General features: G+C 48.9%; 17 protein-coding genes. 11 read left to right on the top strand and 6 right to left on the bottom strand.

What is annotated here, in order from left to right:
* Nucleotides 1-251: 251 nt before the first annotated feature.
* A complete protein-coding gene (locus tag AC6B99_RS27980) occupies nt 252-623 on the top strand; it encodes a hypothetical protein (protein WP_155973438.1) in 372 nt (123 codons plus the stop codon).
* A gap of 310 nt (nt 624-933) precedes the next feature.
* On the opposite strand, the gene AC6B99_RS27975 is transcribed toward AC6B99_RS27980, so the two are convergent.
* Entirely contained in the window at nt 934-1,560 is a 627-nt protein-coding gene (locus tag AC6B99_RS27975; protein ID WP_494879143.1) for a hypothetical protein, read from the bottom strand.
* Between the two features lie 787 nt (nt 1,561-2,347).
* Here AC6B99_RS27975 and AC6B99_RS27970 point away from each other — a divergent pair.
* Nucleotides 2,348-3,262, top strand: coding sequence for an FAD-dependent oxidoreductase (locus AC6B99_RS27970; protein ID WP_494879144.1), 915 nt, complete (start codon nt 2,348-2,350; stop codon nt 3,260-3,262).
* Nucleotides 3,263-3,372: 110 nt separating this feature from the next.
* Here AC6B99_RS27970 and AC6B99_RS27965 read toward each other — a convergent pair whose 3' ends face one another.
* Nucleotides 3,373-4,359: a YpdA family putative bacillithiol disulfide reductase gene (locus AC6B99_RS27965; RefSeq protein ID WP_056040653.1), complete on the bottom strand. Its 987-nt coding sequence runs from the start codon at nt 4,357-4,359 to the stop codon at nt 3,373-3,375.
* Between the two features lie 142 nt (nt 4,360-4,501).
* Here AC6B99_RS27965 and AC6B99_RS27960 point away from each other — a divergent pair, with 142 nt between their 5' ends.
* Entirely contained in the window at nt 4,502-5,035 is a 534-nt protein-coding gene (locus AC6B99_RS27960; RefSeq protein ID WP_099520235.1) for an ADP-heptose synthase, read from the top strand.
* Nucleotides 5,036-5,169: 134 nt separating this feature from the next.
* Here the strand turns inward: AC6B99_RS27960 and xerS are convergent, their stop codons facing one another.
* On the bottom strand, nt 5,170-6,243 hold the full coding sequence (xerS, locus tag AC6B99_RS27955) for a tyrosine recombinase XerS (RefSeq protein WP_496664764.1): 1,074 nt from the start codon (nt 6,241-6,243) through the stop codon (nt 5,170-5,172).
* A gap of 250 nt (nt 6,244-6,493) precedes the next feature.
* Between xerS and AC6B99_RS27950 the strand changes: the two genes are divergently transcribed.
* Both AC6B99_RS27950 and AC6B99_RS27945 read left to right on the top strand, forming a co-directional pair.
* The gene (locus AC6B99_RS27950; protein WP_496664763.1) at nt 6,494-7,156 is read left to right on the top strand and encodes a cell wall hydrolase; all 663 of its coding nucleotides are present in this window, start codon (nt 6,494-6,496) and stop codon (nt 7,154-7,156) included.
* 131 nt (nt 7,157-7,287) lie between these two features.
* A complete protein-coding gene (locus AC6B99_RS27945) occupies nt 7,288-8,031 on the top strand; it encodes a GH25 family lysozyme (RefSeq protein WP_496664762.1) in 744 nt (247 codons plus the stop codon).
* Nucleotides 8,032-8,359: 328 nt separating this feature from the next.
* Here AC6B99_RS27945 and AC6B99_RS27940 read toward each other — a convergent pair whose 3' ends face one another.
* Both AC6B99_RS27940 and AC6B99_RS27935 read right to left on the bottom strand, forming a co-directional pair.
* Nucleotides 8,360-8,788, bottom strand: a complete 429-nt coding sequence (locus AC6B99_RS27940) for a DUF3995 domain-containing protein (RefSeq protein ID WP_494860143.1) — start codon at nt 8,786-8,788, stop codon at nt 8,360-8,362.
* Entirely contained in the window at nt 8,785-9,390 is a 606-nt protein-coding gene (locus AC6B99_RS27935) for a TetR/AcrR family transcriptional regulator (protein WP_496664761.1), read from the bottom strand. The genes AC6B99_RS27940 and AC6B99_RS27935 overlap by 4 nt, the downstream gene beginning before the upstream one ends.
* A 204-nt stretch (nt 9,391-9,594) precedes the next feature.
* On the opposite strand from AC6B99_RS27935, the gene AC6B99_RS27930 reads away from it, so the two are divergent.
* The 3 genes from AC6B99_RS27930 to AC6B99_RS27920 are packed head-to-tail and all read left to right on the top strand — an operon-like array spanning nt 9,595 to nt 12,853.
* Nucleotides 9,595-11,040 (top strand): ABC transporter substrate-binding protein, encoded by a 1,446-nt coding sequence (locus AC6B99_RS27930; RefSeq protein WP_056040640.1) that lies wholly within the window; start codon nt 9,595-9,597, stop codon nt 11,038-11,040.
* Between the two features lie 29 nt (nt 11,041-11,069).
* A complete protein-coding gene (locus AC6B99_RS27925) occupies nt 11,070-12,023 on the top strand; it encodes a carbohydrate ABC transporter permease (RefSeq protein WP_081419024.1) in 954 nt (317 codons plus the stop codon).
* On the top strand, nt 12,020-12,853 hold the full coding sequence (locus tag AC6B99_RS27920; protein ID WP_056040638.1) for a carbohydrate ABC transporter permease: 834 nt from the start codon (nt 12,020-12,022) through the stop codon (nt 12,851-12,853). The genes AC6B99_RS27925 and AC6B99_RS27920 overlap by 4 nt, the downstream gene beginning before the upstream one ends.
* A gap of 309 nt (nt 12,854-13,162) precedes the next feature.
* On the opposite strand, the gene AC6B99_RS27915 is transcribed toward AC6B99_RS27920, so the two are convergent.
* Nucleotides 13,163-13,891: a FadR/GntR family transcriptional regulator gene (locus tag AC6B99_RS27915; protein WP_496664760.1), complete on the bottom strand. Its 729-nt coding sequence runs from the start codon at nt 13,889-13,891 to the stop codon at nt 13,163-13,165.
* 158 nt (nt 13,892-14,049) lie between these two features.
* Between AC6B99_RS27915 and AC6B99_RS27910 the strand changes: the two genes are divergently transcribed.
* Genes AC6B99_RS27910 through AC6B99_RS27900 form a run of 3 tightly spaced genes read left to right on the top strand, consistent with a single transcriptional unit; the run spans nt 14,050 to nt 19,545 of the window.
* Complete coding sequence (locus AC6B99_RS27910; protein WP_056040634.1) at nt 14,050-15,465, top strand: FAD-linked oxidase C-terminal domain-containing protein; 1,416 nt, start codon at nt 14,050-14,052, stop codon at nt 15,463-15,465.
* Nucleotides 15,458-16,828, top strand: a complete 1,371-nt coding sequence (locus AC6B99_RS27905; RefSeq protein ID WP_494879148.1) for a heterodisulfide reductase-related iron-sulfur binding cluster — start codon at nt 15,458-15,460, stop codon at nt 16,826-16,828. Before AC6B99_RS27910 ends, AC6B99_RS27905 begins: the two co-directional genes overlap by 8 nt.
* On the top strand, nt 16,828-19,545 hold the full coding sequence (locus tag AC6B99_RS27900; RefSeq protein WP_496664759.1) for a glycoside hydrolase family 78 protein: 2,718 nt from the start codon (nt 16,828-16,830) through the stop codon (nt 19,543-19,545). The genes AC6B99_RS27905 and AC6B99_RS27900 overlap by 1 nt, the downstream gene beginning before the upstream one ends.
* The last annotated feature ends 18 nt before the right edge of the window (nt 19,546-19,563 follow it).

Raw genomic sequence — 19,563 nt, 5'->3', positions numbered from 1 at the left:
TTTTTGCTAGTAACATTAGATAAGGAAGGATTTCATCCTTAGCAAAGTGCTAGATAAAAGGTAAACAGAGGTTGTATTAACTCGTATATTGCCAATCAACCTGTACATGTAATAAGATTGACTTTGCGTTTCAATTTTACTTCCGTAGGAGGCAGATATTATGATATGGCTTATTATAATAATTCTTTTATTAATCTATGTTATGTCCTGTTCTAGGCTTCTCTCTCGCCTAAGGTTTTGGTGCCTGACTCATGTCTAGTATTTCGACTCTGCTTGTTTTATGCGGTGCAGCTCTCCTTATACTATGGGCAATCAATAAGTATTTTGATAATCCTAATAATGAGGATAAATATCAAGCATGGGTTGATTCTTTATTTGCGAAACGTGATGCTAAAAGAAGACGAGAACTAGGCATTATTACAACTGAAGAGACTAATACTGTTATTCAATACTTTAATAAATACCGATCATTTAAATTCTGCCCTACATACTTGTCGCTCTCACCGCTGCAGAAGCAGACCATGCTAAAAAGTATGCATTCATATGATTGTTGGAGCGTCAGAGTAACACGCCAAGATTCAGACCCAGACTCAGATTCAGACCTTATATTTGAGCCTAGATGAAGGATAGTATCCGATAATTGACTAAATCATTATATTAACAGACACATTAATCCACTGGTATTTACATTTTCGTTCAAAGAAAGACCATCCTTAGTTGATGGTCTTTCTTCATAACTTGCCGTTACAGACGGTGATGAATAATTTGTCACAAGTAACGGCAAGCCTTTAAATGTAATTTTCTCCAAAGGTAGAAATCGGAATGCTCATACGCCGATTATTACGGGTTGAGCTCTTTTCGTTAAGCAGATAAATGATTAGGTTACTTGGATAAATAAAAAGAGCCGCGCATTATGCGGCTCTCAATCTGATTTTATCGCCCACCCGTATCCGAAGCCCAGACAGGAATCCAGCTATTAGGATAATGGCTATTGGTCATGGTTGTGTTATAGAGAACTAAATTTCCATCACTTTGCATGATCAGCGTGTCTCCAGTTGTGTTAGCTGGCAGCCCGCTTCCGTGATGGGCTGAAATCCAAGAGGCGGTATCGGCAAACCAAACGGATTGACGTTTAGAAGTATCAATCACCCAAACCGTATCAAACCCCCAACCCGTATAATACTCGAATTTACCTGTAGCATGGTTGAATCCAAAACGATTAAAGCCATATTGGTATACCTGTTGAAAACTTCCGCCATATGTGTACATTACCGGTTTCCCAATTGGTTCAAATATGAACGAAATGGCCCCACTTTTACTGGTACCACTACTCCAAATAGAAGCACCATTCTGATAGATGACAAAATTTCCGTCATTTTGCCAAATGGCTGAAAACCTACCATCTTGGGAGGTGAGATAGTCGCCCTTTGCAAAGCTGCCACCTATAGTGAGCTTATCGCCAAGATAGCCGGCGGAAGCCGTCGCTGGTAGGGCAAATACTAATAGCAAAAAGGAAGCCATAAAAATCCGAAAAAATCTGGGGAAAATTTGTTTGCTCATTTGACACACTCCTATAAGCTTTATAATGGTTAAAGCTAAATGCATAGAACAACAAACCGTTACCGTTAGTGCATGTTTCTGTGCAGCATTCAGTCAGGGGTGGTGAAGGAGAAAATAACCCTCCCCAATTGGTATGAAACTGGAATTAAGAATTAAACTTTTCTCAGGTTCACCTCCTTTGATAGACAAGGTAGCCAGTCCACATCATCAGACGATTGCACATACTTTTTTTGCCATTATATCAACTTGAAATAAAAATATCCATAATTTTCTATCTATGTTATTTAACAATGACTAGGCGTATGCCTCGCGCTCCTGGTCGAAAGGTCAAATGAAGATTCTGCGATGCCCCGAGAATGAGAAAAGATGACAAATTAATAAGCAATGGATGGATCATACTAGTGATCAGGGTAGAATGGACGAAGACACCTATTTGTATCTTCAATTTGTATCTTCAGAATAGAAAGAAGAACATGATCATAGCGGGGCTAATTTTTAGATTAGCATTTATACGAAAGAATTTATTTCCAAAATCGGGTTTTTGAAAGAACAGCTGCCGTCAAAAAATAAAGCTTGAATTACAGATTCCCTGTGTCTATAATGATATTGCAGCTCAATAGTAGATATTAAGTGTCTACAATAGATTTATTTAGAGGGCTACTCTAAACAAAACAGTGTCATATTTCTCTAAACTCTAAATAATCGTGGCGCAATAAGAACGACGAGTATTTAGAATGAATTTTTGTTGCACAATTAAAAATATTAAAACTCTCGGAAGGTGGTTAATATGAAACAACTTATGGATGTGGCGATTATTGGTGGAGGGCCAGCAGGAATGAGTGCGGCACTTGTATTAGGCAGAGCGAGGAAAAAGGTTATCGTTATTGATGAAGAGCGTCCGCGCAATCGGGTAACGAAGGAGTCGCATGGCTTTCTGACGAGAGACGGCATTAAGCCTAGCGAGCTGCGTCAAATTGCGCGCGAGCAGATCAGTGTCTACCCCACCGTTCAATTTGAAAATGACACAGCAGTAGCAGTAACGGGAAGCGATGGGGAATTTATAATTTCGACTGCCAAAGGATTAACCTTTGGGGCCAAAAAGCTGCTTTTTGCCGTAGGGATGAAAGATATTCCGCTTGCTATTGAAGGCTTAACCGACGTATATGGAAAAAGCGCTTTTGTATGCCCATATTGTGATGGCTGGGAGATGAGGGATAGAAAGCTTGTCATAATAGCCAATGGAGACAGTGCGCTGCACTTTGCCAAAACGATAGCAGGCTGGACAAGCCAATATACGATTTGCACCGATGGCCCTGACGAAATGACCAATGAGCAGCGTGAGGAGTTAAGGCGACATGATGTGCCCGTATATGCCTCGAAAATTCAGCGGATTGAAGCAGAAAATGGCAACGTTCACCAAGTCGTGCTGGAGGACGGTTCAATGATTGCTTGCGGAGGCATTTTCTTTGTGCCGAAGCTAGTGATCGGATCGGACCTGCCGCAGGCTTTGGGCTGTGAAATGACGGAAGCTGGCGCTGTTGTTGTCGATGATGTTGGCAAGACGGCTGTGCCGGGCATTTATAGTGCCGGAGATGCTGCCTCCCCAAAATATCAGGTCGTTACGGCGGCTTCTATGGGATCAATGGCGGCTATAAGCATCAATAGCGAATTATTGGGCGAATCATGGAGCGAGCGGGGATAACCACTTAATGACAGAATTTAAAAAAGAGGCTGCCCATGACCGGGTGCAAGCGCATCATATTGCGCTCTCCGGGCATGGGCAGCCTCTAAAAGTTGCCATCACAATCCGTTTTAATCTTCGGCTGTGGTGCTTTGAGCGATATGCGAAGCAATTTTTCTACCGTGGAAGCGTCCGGTTTCAATAAATATTTCATTCGCTTCATGACGTGAAGCAACAACACCAGCGAGAAACAAGTTCGGCACATTCGTCTCCATCGTAGCTTCGTCGAAAAATGGATACCCTTCCTCCGCCATCACGACGCCCGTATCCGTCAGGAAATCCCGATCCGGATGAAAGCCTGTCAGCGCAAGCACAAAATCATTCGCAATCGTATGCTTGCCCTCTGGATCTTCAAGCGTGACGCTGCGGTCATCGATGCTCGTAACGCGAGAGCAGAAGCGCATGGCAATTTGTCCCTTGGCGACTTTGCTTTCAAAGCCGGGCTTCACCCAAGGCTTAATACTTGAAGAGTAGTGCTCACCCCGATAAATGACAGTTACCTTCGCCCCGATGCGTTCGAGCTCAAGCGCTGCATCTATAGCGGAATTGCTGCCCCCAATAATTGCAACCTCCATGCCGGTATACGGATGGGCCTCGCGGAAAAAATGCGTCACCTTCTCCAGCTCTTCTCCAGGTATGCCCAAATAATTCGGATGGTCAAAATAACCTGTGGCAATAATAACATAGCGGCTGGAATAGGTCAGAGGTTCGCCAAAGCGATTCGTGCTGGAGAGCGTAAAACGGCCATTTTCACGAACGACGCGCGTTACCGTCTCATAGGGATTAATCCGCAGCTCATGGCGCAGCGCCGCTGTGCGATAATAATTCATCGCTTCAAGCCGTGAAGGCTTGTCATTCGGCGTCGTGAAAGGAATGCCGCCAATTTCAAGCAGCTCCGGCGTGCTGAAAAAATGCATATAGGTCGGATACTGCGAGATCGAATGGACCAGATGGCTTTTCTCTATAATAAGGGGGCGGATTCCGATGCGCTGCAGCTCAATTGCCGCGGCAAGTCCGCATGGACCAGCGCCAATAATGATAGCTTCTTCTCTAATCATATATGTACCTCCGATAATGATTTCCCAATCATTGTACTGCGACGCGTGGAATTAATGCAAATTTGGCGAATGGCTATCTTGTACACCAGTTGGATTATTGTATAATAATGTGGAAACGTTGTTTTATAGAAGGAGGTCAAACATGCCGCGACGGTTTGTAATAGAAGCAGTTATGGTGGCTACTTATGGTCACCTTCTCGTTCCAAGCAGCGCCATTGATTATGTTGTTCCTTATTCATCCATTTTGGAGCTATATGATATGAGAGACGGATCAGATCCCGTTATGGAGGATCCAGATGATGATGCTCATGTCAAAAATAAAATCGGCGAGCTGATTGCTTTTTTCGAAGATCCGCTCAATCGTAAAAAAATCGAACGCACGATGCAGGTGCCGTGGCGGGAAAGCTCGCCGCTGCTGCTGAACGAGCGAATACAGTTTACAATTGTACATGCTGTGGACAGCGCACAATACGGCGAAGCATTCGATCCGATCGAAACGGAGCTGCTGCTGACTGCACTGAAATTTAATTTGCCGCTGCTGTCCGACCAGTTTGAGTTTCAGGATAAGCTGATTCAAGCTGAGATCCCTGTGCAAATTTACGACATTGAGGATTTTGAGTTTGCGGTGGAAGAGGGCATTTCCGCTACAGATATGGAGTTGTCCAAAGATTTTTGAGCAAGAAATTAGAGCAACGCGAACAGCCTTCTTGCATGAGCTGAGCTTCAGCTGCAGCCAAGAAGGCTATTTGACTTTACTTGGCTTGCATTTGCTGGTTGATTTTTCTAGTTGGCTTCGCCAAAACTCCGGAATTATTCCCGATCAATCGCTTCCGCCATCGTCTTATCGGTCAAATGGGCGTAAATTTGCGTCGTCTCCGGCGATGCATGCCCAAGCTGCTCTTGCGTTTTGTACAGGTCATTGCGCAAATAATAGTCGGTTGCGAACGAATGGCGCAGCTTATGTACGGATAAGTAGGGCTTGCCGAAACGCTTCGCATATTTCATCACCATCGCCTGCACGGCCCGTTTCGTCATGCGCGAGCCTTCTTTTTTACCATTCGCAATGGCAAGGAACAGCGCTTTTTCCCGCTTTGGCGCTTTATAATGCGTGTCGCGCATTTGCAGGTATACTTGAAGGTCATCCACCGCTTCTTGGCGAAAATAGACCGGGGTTTTAAACGAATCGTCGTTTTTACCTTTGCGGTAAACATGTGCGAGCTTTTTTTTCATATCAATGTCATCGACGTTGAGATTAATGAGCTCGGATACGCGCAGGCCGGAATGCAAAATAAAGCTGATAATGCACGTATCCCGTATTTTGTTCAGCTCATAGGAATACAGCGCCTGCTTGTTGCCGGCAAGATCGCTTTCGTAGCCGCTGGCAATATAAGCAAGAAACTCCCCAATCTCCTCCTCCTGCAGCAGTTTGCCTTCGAGCTTCGCCGCCGTATCCTTAGGCTTGCTTGTACGCTTAATAGCGACCTTCGCCATGACATTACGCTTCAACAGCGGATAAAACTGCTCATCCTCAGCGATTTGGCTCAAATAATGAAATAGCGAGCGCAGGGAGGACAGCTTGCGAGTAATCGTCGTTTTACGATTATTATGGCTCGGATGGGTGGCGAGAAACATGCGGAAGCTGTCAATGCTGTCCATATGCAGCTGCTCCAGCTCGCTTAGCTGAACGTCCTTGATGACCGCCGCCTCAGAAAGCCCTTCCGTAACGAGCCAATTCAAAAAAAGCTCATAATCCCTTACATACTCAAGCAGCGACGAAGGAGAGAGGTCGGGCAGCTTATAATTAATAAATTTCTCAATATACCAAGGCATATACGGAACCCGTTTGTCCAGCTCCTGCCGATCCTTCACTTTTATAATGTTCATCCTATTTCACCTCTGCCAATCATCTGACCCTCATTATATCAGTTCCTTGGAGAAAACTCCCGTATAGCGCGCTAGCCCACAGCATATGTTTGTCTGCTTGTTCAAGCATTAGTAAATTCATGTAATTATGCATTTAAGGTTACTTTCGTTTAAATACTATGTTAAACTCATACGAGTGCTGAAAAAAATAAAAAATATTTTTGAAAAATAAGTTTTTGTACTTGTTTTACAGAGGAGGAATATTAGAATTATGAAAAATAATCGAATATTTCGCAATTGCTTAGCATATATATTTGCGATTTTTTTGGTCGTCAGCTTGCCGCTTCAAATCGTTGGAGCCGCGGCTCCAGCTACACTTAGCTATGGCAGCAAAGGGGAAGATGTTCCCGACGTTCAGTATCGATTAAAGATTTTAGGGTATTTTATGAATGCCGAGGTAACGGACTTCTACGGTAAAATGACGGAAGATGCCGTGAAACGCTTTCAAAAAGATTACGGCCTCCAAGCCGACGGCATTACGGGCAAGCAAACCTGGAAGACGCTGAAAAAAGTATCCGTCAGCGAGCATGAGCTGAATTTGCTGGCTCGCATTATATTTGCCGAATCGCGTGGCGAGCCGTTCAAGGGGCAGGTCGCTGTAGGTGCTGTCGTAATGAATCGGTTGGCTTCCTCTCAGTTCCCTGATACGATTAAAGGCGTCATCGAACAGTCAGGCGCATTTACAGCGGTTGATGATGGACAGTATAGACTTCAGCCAGATTCCACTGCATACAAGGCCGCTGTCGAGGCTATTGCCGGAAATGATCCGTCGAATGGCGCACTTTATTATTTTAATCCGAAGACTGCAACGTCATCTTGGATTTGGACGAGGGAACAGCTCTTACAGATTGGCAATCATATTTTTGCCATTTAATAGCTTCATATCCAGCACACTGCTGCAAAAACTCGCCAGCTTCCCAAACATGGGAGGCAGGGCGAGTTTTTTTGTAGGCTTCACTTTGCTGAATTGGTATAATATTCATAATGATCGAAAGGGGCATATCCATGGAACGTAATAAGAAATGGCGAAATATAGTCATTGGCGGACTAGCCTTGCTCGTGCTGCTGGGCGTTTTAGAGTATAAAGGGATCATTTGGCATAATTCCATATTTGCGAATGCCTATGAGGTGAAAGGGCTGGATGTCTCGCATTATCAAGGCGAAATAAACTGGCAGCAAATAAAAGCGGCGGGGAAATATGAATTCATGTTTGTGAAAGCGACGGAAGGCAGGGATTATACCGATGAGTGGTTCCAGGCAAATTGGCAAGGAGCGAGGGAGCAGCGCTTTCTGACGGGAGCGTATCATTTTTTCACAACGAAAAGTACGGGGGAGGAGCAGGTTGCCCATTTTATACAAACTGTTCCAAATGAGCAGGACAGCCTGCCGCCCGTCATCGATCTGGAAATCAGCCTGGACCATGACCAAGCGGGCGTACATAAGGAGCTGAAGGCGCTGGCGGACGGCATGGAGGCGCATTATGGCAAAAAGCCTATTTTGTATGTGACGTATGATACTTATCATACTTATGTAGAAGATGTAACCGCATTTGCTCCCTATGAAATATGGATTCGCGACATTGTCAAACATCCGAAGCTTGGAGAGCGAGGCTGGCAGTTCTGGCAATATCATAACCGTGGACATGTGGAAGGCATTGATATGTACGTCGATATCAATGTGTATCAAGGAAGCCGTGATGCTTTTTTGATGCAGTTTTCGGCCGCTCCTTCCATGCTTTTGGCGGACTGAGGTTTCGCTATTCTGGCTTTTGATCCGATTTCAGGCTGTACGCGGACAGGAAAGCCGTTATTGCCATGATTCTCCCGTCAAAATGGCGACGGACGGCGCAATAGCGGCTCCTGAGTCCGCTTACTAGCCATAACCCGTGATTTTGTTAAAATAGCGGCTGCTGTGTCCACCAAGTCTAGCTTTGTGCAGATAGCCAGCGCTGAAACGAAGCGCATGAAGCTGCCATTCGGTATGCAAATTTACATTCATGAGGGGTGACATTGCTGGTAGCAGAGTAAATAGGTGTAATGCTAAATTCATCTGAATTTGGTTAACTATATTAATTTTGTTAAGGTGCCAAGGTTGCAGCGGCAAAAAAGGCGGCTGACAGCAGCAGGCAAAGCGGCGTAAACAAATACAGGTCGAATTTGGCAAAGCGGGTGGTGCGGACTTTGCGGAAAAGGCCGACATAGTTGAAATCGCCAATCGTCCGCAGCATAAAGGCAGCTGCACATGCCCAGCAGCTCCACTTGATGAAGGCCGCGCCTAAGAAAACGGGGAGCAGCCTTCCTTGCATGAGCAAGAGCATCGCCGCGCAAAACAGCAGGCAGGCTACGATCATCGTACCTGCTGCTCCCGGCACAAATAGAGTTTGCTGCGATCCCGCCTTCGTAGGCAATGCAGCGCTGGCGCCCCATTTGCCGCCAAAAGCCCAATAAACATGAATACCGCCCAGCAGCAGCAAAATGAACCCGCTTAAGGAAAGCCACAGCATCATGCGAATTCACCTCTCATTTTCAAGCCTTCCCAAATCACTTCGAAACGGCGCTCAAAGCCTGTCTGCATTTGCCATGCATCCTCAACTGACGCTGCCCAGGCTAATAGGGCGTGAAAATACAAGCCTGCGAGCACGGCTGCGACGTCTGCACTAGCGAGATAGCTTGGCAATTGATTTTGCCGCTGTGCCTCATTCAGAAGGCCATTCAGCAGCTTCTCAAATTTATTAATGACATTAAATTCTTCTTGCATGAGCAGGGGAGAGCGCAGTATTTCCGTTATGGTGAGCTTCGCGAGCCCAGCGTTTACGGCATATTTTTGAAACAAGTCGCGAAATAACGTTAGCAGCTTTTCTTTAATGCCATTAATTAATGCGTATCGCTCAAGGTTTTCTTCCGTCACTTCCAACTGCATCTGGCCCAAGTCAAGGAGGATGGCTTCCTTGCGTGGAAAATAGTTATAAAACGTTCCTTTAGCAACGCCGCAGCTTTGCGTAATCTCATCAATGGTGACGTTTGCAAAGCCTTTTTCCCGAAATAACTGCACGGCATGCCTAAAAATAAGTTCTTTAAGCTCCTGTTTCCTTTGCTGTCTCAACACCATATACGAACACCACTTTCACTAGTAATGACTACAGTCAATAAATGACCACAGTCATTATTTTAATGTGAGCCCCATTATTTTGCAAGTTTTTGGCAAGCGCTATAAAAAGTCCACCATTATAAATATATTCGAATTTTAAAATGTAACCGCATTCAATATGATAGAGCTGTACAAAGAGATTGCAATAGCAAAGGGAGGCTTTATATGATCGCACGATTCAAAGGAAGATCAGCATTCACAGCATTGCTATTATCGCTAACACTCGTTGTGGCAGGATGCAGCGGAGCAGGCAACGGGGGAAACACGCCAGCAAGTGAAGGAGCCAGCAGCCAGCAGCCCGCGGAATCGCCGAAAGGCGAGGCGACAGCGACGCCAGAGGAGAAAGAGCCTGTAACGCTCAAGTTTACGTTTTGGGGAAGCCCGCAGGAGAAATCGGCGATGGAGCAGGCGACCAAAACCTTTACGGAAAAATACCCGTGGATTAAAGTCAACGCCATTCATATTCCGGAAGCTGACTATGATGCGAAAATTACGGCGATGGTTGCAGGCAACGATTCCCCGGATCTCGGTTATATGCACGGGGAGCTTGCTGACCCTTGGCAGAAGGAAGGGAAATTCGTCAATCTGTTTGAGCTGCTGGATAATGACGAGGAGCTAAAGCGCGAGGATTTCCTCGACTATATTTGGTTCAAATCTTCCGAGGATTTTGCTTACGGCATTAGCACAGCGGGCGAGACGTTCGGTTTATTTTACAACAAGGATTTGTTTGATCAGGCGAATGCCGCGTATCCGCCATCGAAGCCGGAGGAAGCTTGGACTTGGGATGAGTTTGTCGACGTTGCCAAAAAGCTGACGATTGACAAAAACGGCAAAAATGCCTCAGAAGCGGATTTTGATCCGAAAAACATCCGCCAATACGGCGTTTCCTTTGAAACCTGGCATGGCCCTGTACATGCAACGGTGATTAACAATGAAGGCGAATGGATTACAAAGGATGGCAAATTCGGCTTTAGCCAGCCGGAGGCGACGGAAGCGATTCAGCGTCTAGCGGACTTAATAAATGTGCACCATGTTGCGCCATCTCCGGTACAAATGAAGTCGATTCCTTCGCAGGCGGTAGCGCTGCAATCGAAGCTGGTTGCGATGTCGATGCATGGACAGTGGATCAATCTCGATCTCGGGGCGGCTGGAGTAAACTACGATATTGGCGTCCTGCCAAAAATGAAGCGCAGCGTGCCAATGGGCATTAGCGGGGCATCGGTCATTTACCAATCGACGAAGCATTTGGAGGAAGCATGGCTGCTGACGAAATTCCTGGAAAATCCGGAAGGCTCGATTGACCTCTACAAGGGCGGCCTTTGGATGCCAACAATGACGAAATGGTACACCGATCCAGAGCTTGTGGCGAAATGGGCAGAAAATAACCCGGCGCATCCAGCGGGCTTCAAGGATGCGATGATGAACAATCTGTTGAATAACGGCGTTCCGACCGGCTCTTATTATATTAAAAATTTCTCGAAGGTGAATGCCATTACCTTCTCCGGCATGGATGAAGTATGGCTAGGCCGCAAAACAGCGGCAGAAGCGATGAAGGAAGTCGAAGCGAAGGTGCAGCCGGAAATCCAGGGCCGCTATGATGTGAGCGAATAAACGATAATACGAGTTTGGAGAGAGCTGTTATGAAACCACTGGCAAGCGTTCATGAGCGTGAATTAAAGGCGGAGCGCGGAGCTGGGCAAAAACGGAAATTCGGAGAGCTGGGCTTCGGCCTGCTCTTCGCTTCTCCAGTGCTGCTGGGCTACGTCATTTTCGTCATTGTGCCGATTGCGGCAACCTTCTATTTGGGCTTTACTTCCTACAGCGTCGGCACTGTGCCGAAATGGATCGGCTTTGACAATTATGCCAGCTTGTTCAGCGGGGCAGATCCCTTTTTCTACCCGGCCGTGAAAGCAACGGTTTATTATGTTGGACTGAGCGTGCCGCTGGGCATTATTTTATCGTTTTTTTTAGCGATACTGCTGAATCAGCAGGTTGCGGGCAAAAGCTTTTTTCGCGGCGTCTTTTATTTGCCCGTTATTATTCCGCTTGCAGCGTCCTCGATGGTGTGGATGTGGCTGCTGCAGCCGGATTTTGGGATCGTCAATTATGCGCTGGATGCGCTGCATTTGCGGGCCTCCAGATGGCTCGGCGATACGACCTCCGTGGTGCCGACACTCATTTTGTTCAGCTTCTGGACGCTGGGCAATACGATTGTCATTTTTCTTGCAGGCTTGCAGGGCATTCCTGCCCATCTGTATGAGGCCATTGAGCTGGACGGAGGCAATCGGCTGCATAAGCTGATTTATATTACCATTCCGATGAGCTCGTCGATCATTTTTTTCAATACGGTCATTGCGTTCATTAATGGGTTTCAGACGTTTGTGCAGCCAGCCGTTATGACGCAGGGCGGGCCTAACAATGCGAGCTTGCTCTATGTGCTGTATTTGTTCAACGAAGGCTTCAAATCTTCACGTATGGGCAGCGCCAGTGCGATATCTGTCTTGCTGTTTCTCGTCATTATGCTGTTCACCGCAGCGATTTTCTACTTCTCCAAGTCTTTGGTCTACTATGAGGGCAAGGAGGAACGCAGATGAAAAAGCAATCATTGGGCAATCGAATCGTTATTTACGCGCTGCTTATTGCCGGAAGCCTGTTTTTCCTGTTTCCGATCTTTTGGATGCTGCGCACCTCGCTTATTAATATGGGCGATCTGTATCAAATGCCGCCGAAGCTGCTGCCGGACGATTTAAGCTGGGAAAATTTCGAGCAGGCGCTAGGCGCCTATCCGTTCGGACGATTTTTTCTCAATAGTACCATCATTACGGCATCGGCGATGCTGGGCGTGCTATTTTCCAGCTCGGTCTGCGCCTACAGCTTCTCGCGCATTCACTGGAAGGGCCGCGACAAAGTGTTTGGATTTATATTAACGGGGTTAATGATTCCGTTTTTCGTCGTCATGATTCCGCAATATGTGTTCTGGAATGCGCTGCATTTGACCGATACGTTCGTACCGCTCATTGCACCTGCGTGGTTTGGAGGCGGCATATTCAACATTTTTCTGCTGCGCCAGTTTTTCTTAGGTATTCCGACGGAGCTGGATGAAGCCGCTAAGGTGGACGGAGCCGGGCATTTCCGCATCTATCTGCAAATCATTTTGCCGATTGGCAAGCAGGCGATGATTGTGGTTGGCTTGCTTACATTTTTGGCTAACTGGAACGATTATTTAGGACCGCTGGCTTTCATTACCTCAGAGAGCAATTACACGCTCATGCAGGGGCTAACGCTGTTCCAAGGCTCCTATTCAGCGCAGTGGCATCTGATGATGGCGGCAACGTCCGTTATTGTTATTCCTTCGCTGATCGTCTTTCTCGTGGCGCAGCGGCATTTTATTGAAGGCATTGCCATGACGGGCATAAAGGGGTAGCAGGGGAAGAAGGGGAAGAAGGACGTAGGAAAACGAAGAGGTCCATGAAAAATAAAAAGGGAAGGCGCCTGCTTGTTCGAGCAGACGCCTTCCCTTTGCTGCATATATAAGAAAGTATAAGTTTCCCCCTTATACTCCGCTTATATTTCTCGGACTGAAACGCGCCGCACCGCCAAAGGACGGCGACAGCCGTTTCACCTTGAAATATAAGAATTTATAAGTTTTACACGTATAAATGGGCTTATATTTCTCCGACAAAGCTCTTCGGTCGTCCCAGAAGGACGACGAAGTCGTTTTTGCTCGGTGCATTTAGCTGCTGGCCAGCTTGCCGAGCAGCACGGACTCCACCTTGGAAATATGCGCTTCCATAAGCAGGGATGCGTCTGTTGGCTGCTGTGCAGCAATGGCGGCATAGATGGCCTGATGCTCGCCTTGCAAGCGCTCCGCTGTTGAGCGCTCTGCATAAAACCACAAAGCCCGCGTATCCTTCATGCTTTCGTGCAGCTTGGCGGACAAGGATTCCATCATCTCCAGCAGCACGGGGTTATGGGTCGCCTTCGCAAGCTCCTGATGGAAGCGGATATCGGCCTGTTCGCTGAAGGCTTCATCGCCAAGGCGTTCATGCATGCTCTGCAAAATGGAGGCCAGCGCTTCAAGATCGGCTTCGGTCCGATTGCGGGCAGCCAGAGCAGCACAGCCAGTTTCCAGCACCTTGCGCACCTCCAAAATATGGCGCAGCGTCTCCGCACGGTCCATCCACGCTTCGTCAAAGAGAAAGCTTGGAGCCGATAGGGAAGCTGGCTCTGGAGGAGCTGTGACAAACGTGCCGCTGCCTTGGCGAATGTTCAGCCTGCCCATGGCCCGCAGCGCGCTTAATGCCTCGCGGATTGTAGATTGCCCAACGCCATAGGAGGCGGCAAGGTCGGCAACAGAGGAGAGGCGGTCGCCAGGGGCGAGCGAGCCGTCGTCCATTTTTCGTTTAATATCGTTCATGACCCACTCATAGCTTTTGAGCGGCCGGTTTGGGCTAATGTCCATAATAACTCCCTTCAAACAACGAACTGCCGTGCTTAAAAATAGCGCTTTCGCTTTTATCTATTTTATTGTATACTTTTTTTAATTTAAAGTCATCAGATGACCTGATTAATTAATTAATTAAGGGATGGCAGCTTTATTTTAGGGAAGGGGACATCAATATGCTTCAGCAAACGATCCGACAACAACTGCTCGCTATAGTGGGAAGCGACTATTATAAAGATGATCCGCAGTCGCTAGTGACCCATTCTTATGATGGGACTCCGATGCTTCAAGCGCTGCCAGACGGCGTTATCTATCCCGGGAATACGGAGCAGGTGAGCGCAATTATGAAAGTGCTCAATACGCATCGCATTCCCGTTATCGGCCGTGGCTCGGGGACGAACTTATGCGGCGGTACGGTCCCTGTAGAGGGTGGCATCGTAATGGTCATGCACCGAATGAATCGCATTTTGGAGGTCGATCTTGAAAATTTGGTAGCCGTCGTGCAGCCGGGGATGATTACGAAAGCTTTTATCGCCCATGTGGAGTCGCTCGGTTTGTTTTATCCGCCCGATCCGAGCAGCATGGCGATTTCGACGATTGGCGGCAATATCGCCGAATGCTCCGGCGGGCTGCGCGGGCTGAAATATGGCACGACCAAAGATTACGTCCTTGGCCTTGAGGCGGTGCTGGCAAGCGGCGAAATTATTCGTACCGGCGGCAAGCTGATGAAGGACGTAGCCGGTTACGATTTGACCAAGCTGCTCGTTGGCTCGGAAGGAACGCTGGCGATTATTACCGAAGCGACGCTGAAGCTTGTGCCGCCGCCGAAGTTCAAGAAGACGATGCTGGCGATGTACAAGGATTTGTATGGCGCGGCGCGAACCGTTTCCAAAATTATTGAAAATCGCATCATTCCTTCAACGCTCGAATTTCTCGATAATGCGACGGTGCGGGTAGTCGACGACTTTGCCAAGCTCGGATTGCCGCTTGATATGGAGGCGATTCTGCTCATTGAGCAGGACGGAGAACCCGAAATGGTAGAGCGGGATATCGCACGGATTGAAGAAATTTGCCGCAGCGAGCAGGCGCATAGCGTCAGCGTCGCTGAAAGTGCGGAGGAAGCACTCAAGCTGCTGACGGCACGGCGTAGTGCTTTTACCGCATTGGCACGATTAAGGCCAACGACGATTCTTGAGGATGCGACGGTGCCGCGCTCCAAAATTGCCGAAATGGTGCTGGAAATTAATCGGATTGCCCAAAAGCATCAGGTGACCATTTGTACCTTTGGCCACGCCGGCGATGGCAATCTTCATCCTACAGCAACGACTGATGCACGGGATCAGGAAGAGATTCACCGCGTCGAGGCGGCGTTTGAGGAAATTTTCGAGGCAGCTATACGGCTCGGCGGAACGATTACGGGCGAGCACGGCGTCGGCCTTGTGAAATCCCCTTATCTCGAATGGAAGGTCGGCTCCGCAGGCATCGAAGTGATGAAAGCTGTTAAACAGGCGTTCGACCCGCATCAGCTGCTCAATCCCGGCAAAATATTTGCCAAACAGTCGCGCAAGAGGGTGGTGCTTCAGCATGGTTAAAACGGAACCAGCATGCAGTACGCCGCGCTCCCCGCAGCTTCAGCTTGCAGGAAAGCTCAAGTTGCGGCTCGATGAGGATCAATTGACGAATTGCATGCGCTGCGGCTTCTGTCTGCCTGCTTGCCCAACGTTTCGTGAAACGGGTATTGAAGCGGAATCGCCGCGCGGCCGCATCGCATTGATGAAAGCGGTTACTGATGGTTTAATGATGCCCGACCAGTCCTTTGAGGAGCAGATGAGCCATTGTCTCGGCTGCCGTGCCTGCGAGCCGGCTTGTCCGGCAGATGTGAAATATGGCCAGCTCATTGAGCAGACGAGGGAGGCGATTGAAGAGCATACGGAAAGCCACCGGTGGTGGGTGAAGCCGCTGAGGCAGGTGGTGTTCAAGCAGCTTTTCCCGCATCAGAAGCGGGTGCGTCTGCTCGGCGGTGCTATGCAGCTGTATCAGCAATCCGGGCTTCGCAAGCTGGCGCGCAGCTCTGGCGTTATGAAGCTGCTGCCAGCGCATTTGAGCGAGATGGAGGAGGTGCTGCCGGATGCCTCAAGCAAAGGCATCGTCCAGAAAATCGGCAGCCACCATCCGGCCAAAGGGATGAAAATAGCTACAGTAGGCATGTTTCGCGGCTGCCTCATGGATATGCTGTTCACGGAAACAAACATCAAGACGGTGGAGCTGCTGACGGAAGCTGGCTTTGAGGTCATCATACCGGATACACAGGCTTGCTGCGGAGCGCTTCACGCACATAGCGGGGAGACGGAGGACGCCCGGTCACTAGCGAGGAAGAACATTGCTGCTTTTCAGGATGCTGGTGTGGATTATATCGTATCCAACGCGGGCGGCTGCGGCGCTATCTTAACGGAATACGATCATTTGCTGCATGAGGATGAGCAGTGGAGGGAAGGTGCGGTGTGGCTGGCGAAGCGTGTGGTGGATATTAGCGATTTGCTTATCCGCTCCGGCAAGCTTGCTACCGCCCAAGCGAAGGAACAGCCGATTCGGATTACGTATCAGGATTCCTGCCATTTGCGCAATGTGATGCGCTCTGCCGATGCTCCGCGGAAGCTGCTGCGAGAAGTAAGCGGCGCTGAGTTTGTGGAAATGTTCGAGGCTGACCGCTGCTGCGGCTCGGCGGGCACCTACAATATTGTTCAGCCGGAAATGGCAGGCGGGCTGCTAGAACGCAAAATGGAGCACGCCAATGCGACAAAGGCCCATTATTTGCTCACAAGCAATCCTGGCTGCCTGCTCCAAATGAAGCTTGGAGTAGCCAAACATGGTGATGGTCAAATGCAGGTGCAGCATATCGTTGATTTTTTGCATGATCGTTTAGTTCATAACGAATTGCGGGAGGCTGAAATTTAATGGCATTAACCATTGAAGATTGCAAAACGGAGTATATGACGAATCCGCTCGGTATTGAAGCGGCTAAGCCGCGCTTGTTCTGGAAGCTGCGCTCGGAGGAGCGCTCCGTCCACCAAACGGCGTATCAAGTGCTGGTCGCTTCTTCCAAAGAACGGCTGGCCGCAGATGAAGGCGATCGCTGGGATAGTGGAAAAACAGAATCGAGCGAGTCGATTCAGGTGGAATATGGCGGCAGCCCGCTTGAGGCGGAAGCCGAATGCTTCTGGAAGGTGCGAGTGTGGGATAATTACGGGCGCGTATCGGCATGGAGCGAGCCAGCCTTCTGGACGACAGGCTTGCTGCACCGGGCAGCGTACCGGGGGAAATGGATTGGCCGCAAGCATGATGAGGGGGCAGCAGGCAGACAGCCTTCGCCACATTTGCGCAAGCCATTCGCCTTAGGCGGCAAGGTGCGCCGCGCAACGGCTTATGCGACAGCGCTCGGCTTGTTCGAGCTGTATGTTAACGGGCAGCGGGTGGGGGATTATTTTGCCCCCGGCTTTACCGATTACAATGTCCGCTCGCAGGTGCAGGCTTACGATATTACGCCGCTGCTGCAAGAAGGCGATAACGCCTTTGGCGTCATTATTGGAGAGGGCTGGTATGCAGGCACGGTCGGTTTTCTAGGTGAAAAGGTTTATGGGGAACGTCCGTTTTTTATGATGCAGGTTAATGTGGAGTATGAGGACGGCACGAAGCAAAGCATCGCAACCGATCATACGTGGAAGGTGAGCAAAGGTCCTATTTTATATTCCGATTTTATTATGGGCGAAGCTTATGATGCACGGCTTGAAATGGAGGGCTGGTCGGAAGCGGGCTTTGATGACAGCCTGTGGGAGGAGCCGGATGTCCGTCCTGGCTATAACGGGATGCTGGTGGCGTCTAACGAACCGCCGATTAAGGTGATGAAGACGATTAGGCCGATTCGGATGGAGCGAACAGCGAGCGGCAGCTATATTTTTGATATGGGGCAAAATATGGTCGGCTGGACGGAGCTTCGCGTTAGCGGAGAGAGCGGTACAACGGTCACGATCAGCCATGCGGAAATGCTCAGTCCTGATGGCTCGCTGTATTTGGAAAATTTGCGCGTTGCTGTTCAGCAGGAGCATTATACGCTTAAAGGCGAAGGGCTGGAAAGCTATGAGCCGCATTTTACATTCCATGGCTTTCGTTATGTGGAGCTGATTGGTTATCCCAGCGAAGCCACTCTGGATACGATTGTGGGCAAGGTCGTTTACTCCGAAACGCCAGAAACTGGACATTTGGAAACGTCGAATGCGATGGTTAATCAGCTGTTTTCCAACATTGCATGGGGGCAGCGCGGCAACTTTTTGTCGGTACCGACCGATTGTCCGCAGCGGGATGAGCGGCTTGGCTGGACGGGGGATGCGCAGATATTTGCGCGTACAGCCTCGTACAATATGGACGTGGCAAGGTTTTTCAATAAATTTATGTGGGATATGATTGATTGCCAGCAGCCATCGGGCGCTTTCACCGATGTTGCGCCGGATGCAGGCTGGATTCGCTATAAAAACTGGAGCACGCGCCTGAACTGGTATGCGCCAGATAACGCGGGCTGGGGCGATGCGGGCGTCATTATCCCCTGGACACTGTATTTAATGTATGGGGATGTGCGCATTCTGGAAACGCATTATGAGGCGATGAGCAGATGGGTCGATTACTTGCACGCAACGACCGATGAGCTTGTTAGGCCGAACTATGCCAACTATGGCGATTGGCTGTCCATTGATGCGGATACGCCAAACGAGGTGCTGGCAACCGCTTATTTTGCCTACAGCACGAAGGTGCTTGGCTTAATTGCCGGCGTACTGGGCAAGGAGGACGATGTTAGCCGGCTGGAGCAGTTGTTTCAGGGCATTGCCGCAGCATTCCGCCGTGCTTTTGTAACGGAGGAGGGCCGCATCCATGGGGAGACGCAGACGGTATATGTGCTTGCGCTGCAATTTGGCCTGCTGACAGAGGAGCTGCGGTTAAAGGCAGTAGACCATCTCACAGCGGATATTGCCAGCCGCGGCAACCGCTTGACGACGGGCTTCCTTGGCGTTGGTTATTTGCTGCCCGCGCTGTCGGATAACGGCCGTCTTGACGTAGCCTACCAACTGCTGACGCAGGAAGCTTTTCCATCGTGGATGTATTCCATCAAGCATGGAGCGACGACCATTTGGGAGCGCTGGGATGGCTGGACGGAGGAAAATGGCTTCCAGACGCCGCAGATGAATTCATTCAATCATTATTCGCTAGGCTCTGTTGGCGAGTGGATGTTCCGCTATATGGCAGGCATTGAAGCAGACAAGGGAGCACCTGCCTTTCGTCATGCAATTATCCGTCCCCAGCCGGGCGGTGGCCTTTCTTTTGTGAAATCCCATTTTGCTTCGTTATATGGAAAAATCGAAGTAGACTGGCAAATCGATAAATCCGGCGAGTTCCAACTTAACGTAATAATTCCCGCTAATACGACGGCATCGGTATACATTCCTGGGACGGTCCATACGATTGATGGAGCATCTGTTGGTACGCTTGAGGACCATTCAACGGAGCAATTCCCAACTAGTTCTTCTGGCAGCCATCATGTTAAGCTGATTGAAGCCTTTGGCAGCCAAACGGTGCTGGAAATCGGCTCTGGCTCCTACTGCTTCGTCAGTCAGGTCAAAGTCTAGCCAAGTCTGCTAATGAAA

The organism is Paenibacillus liaoningensis (assembly GCF_059609455.1).
The sequence above is the reverse complement of the archived record's forward strand: the minus strand, read 5'-3'. Positions and strand labels throughout refer to the sequence as shown.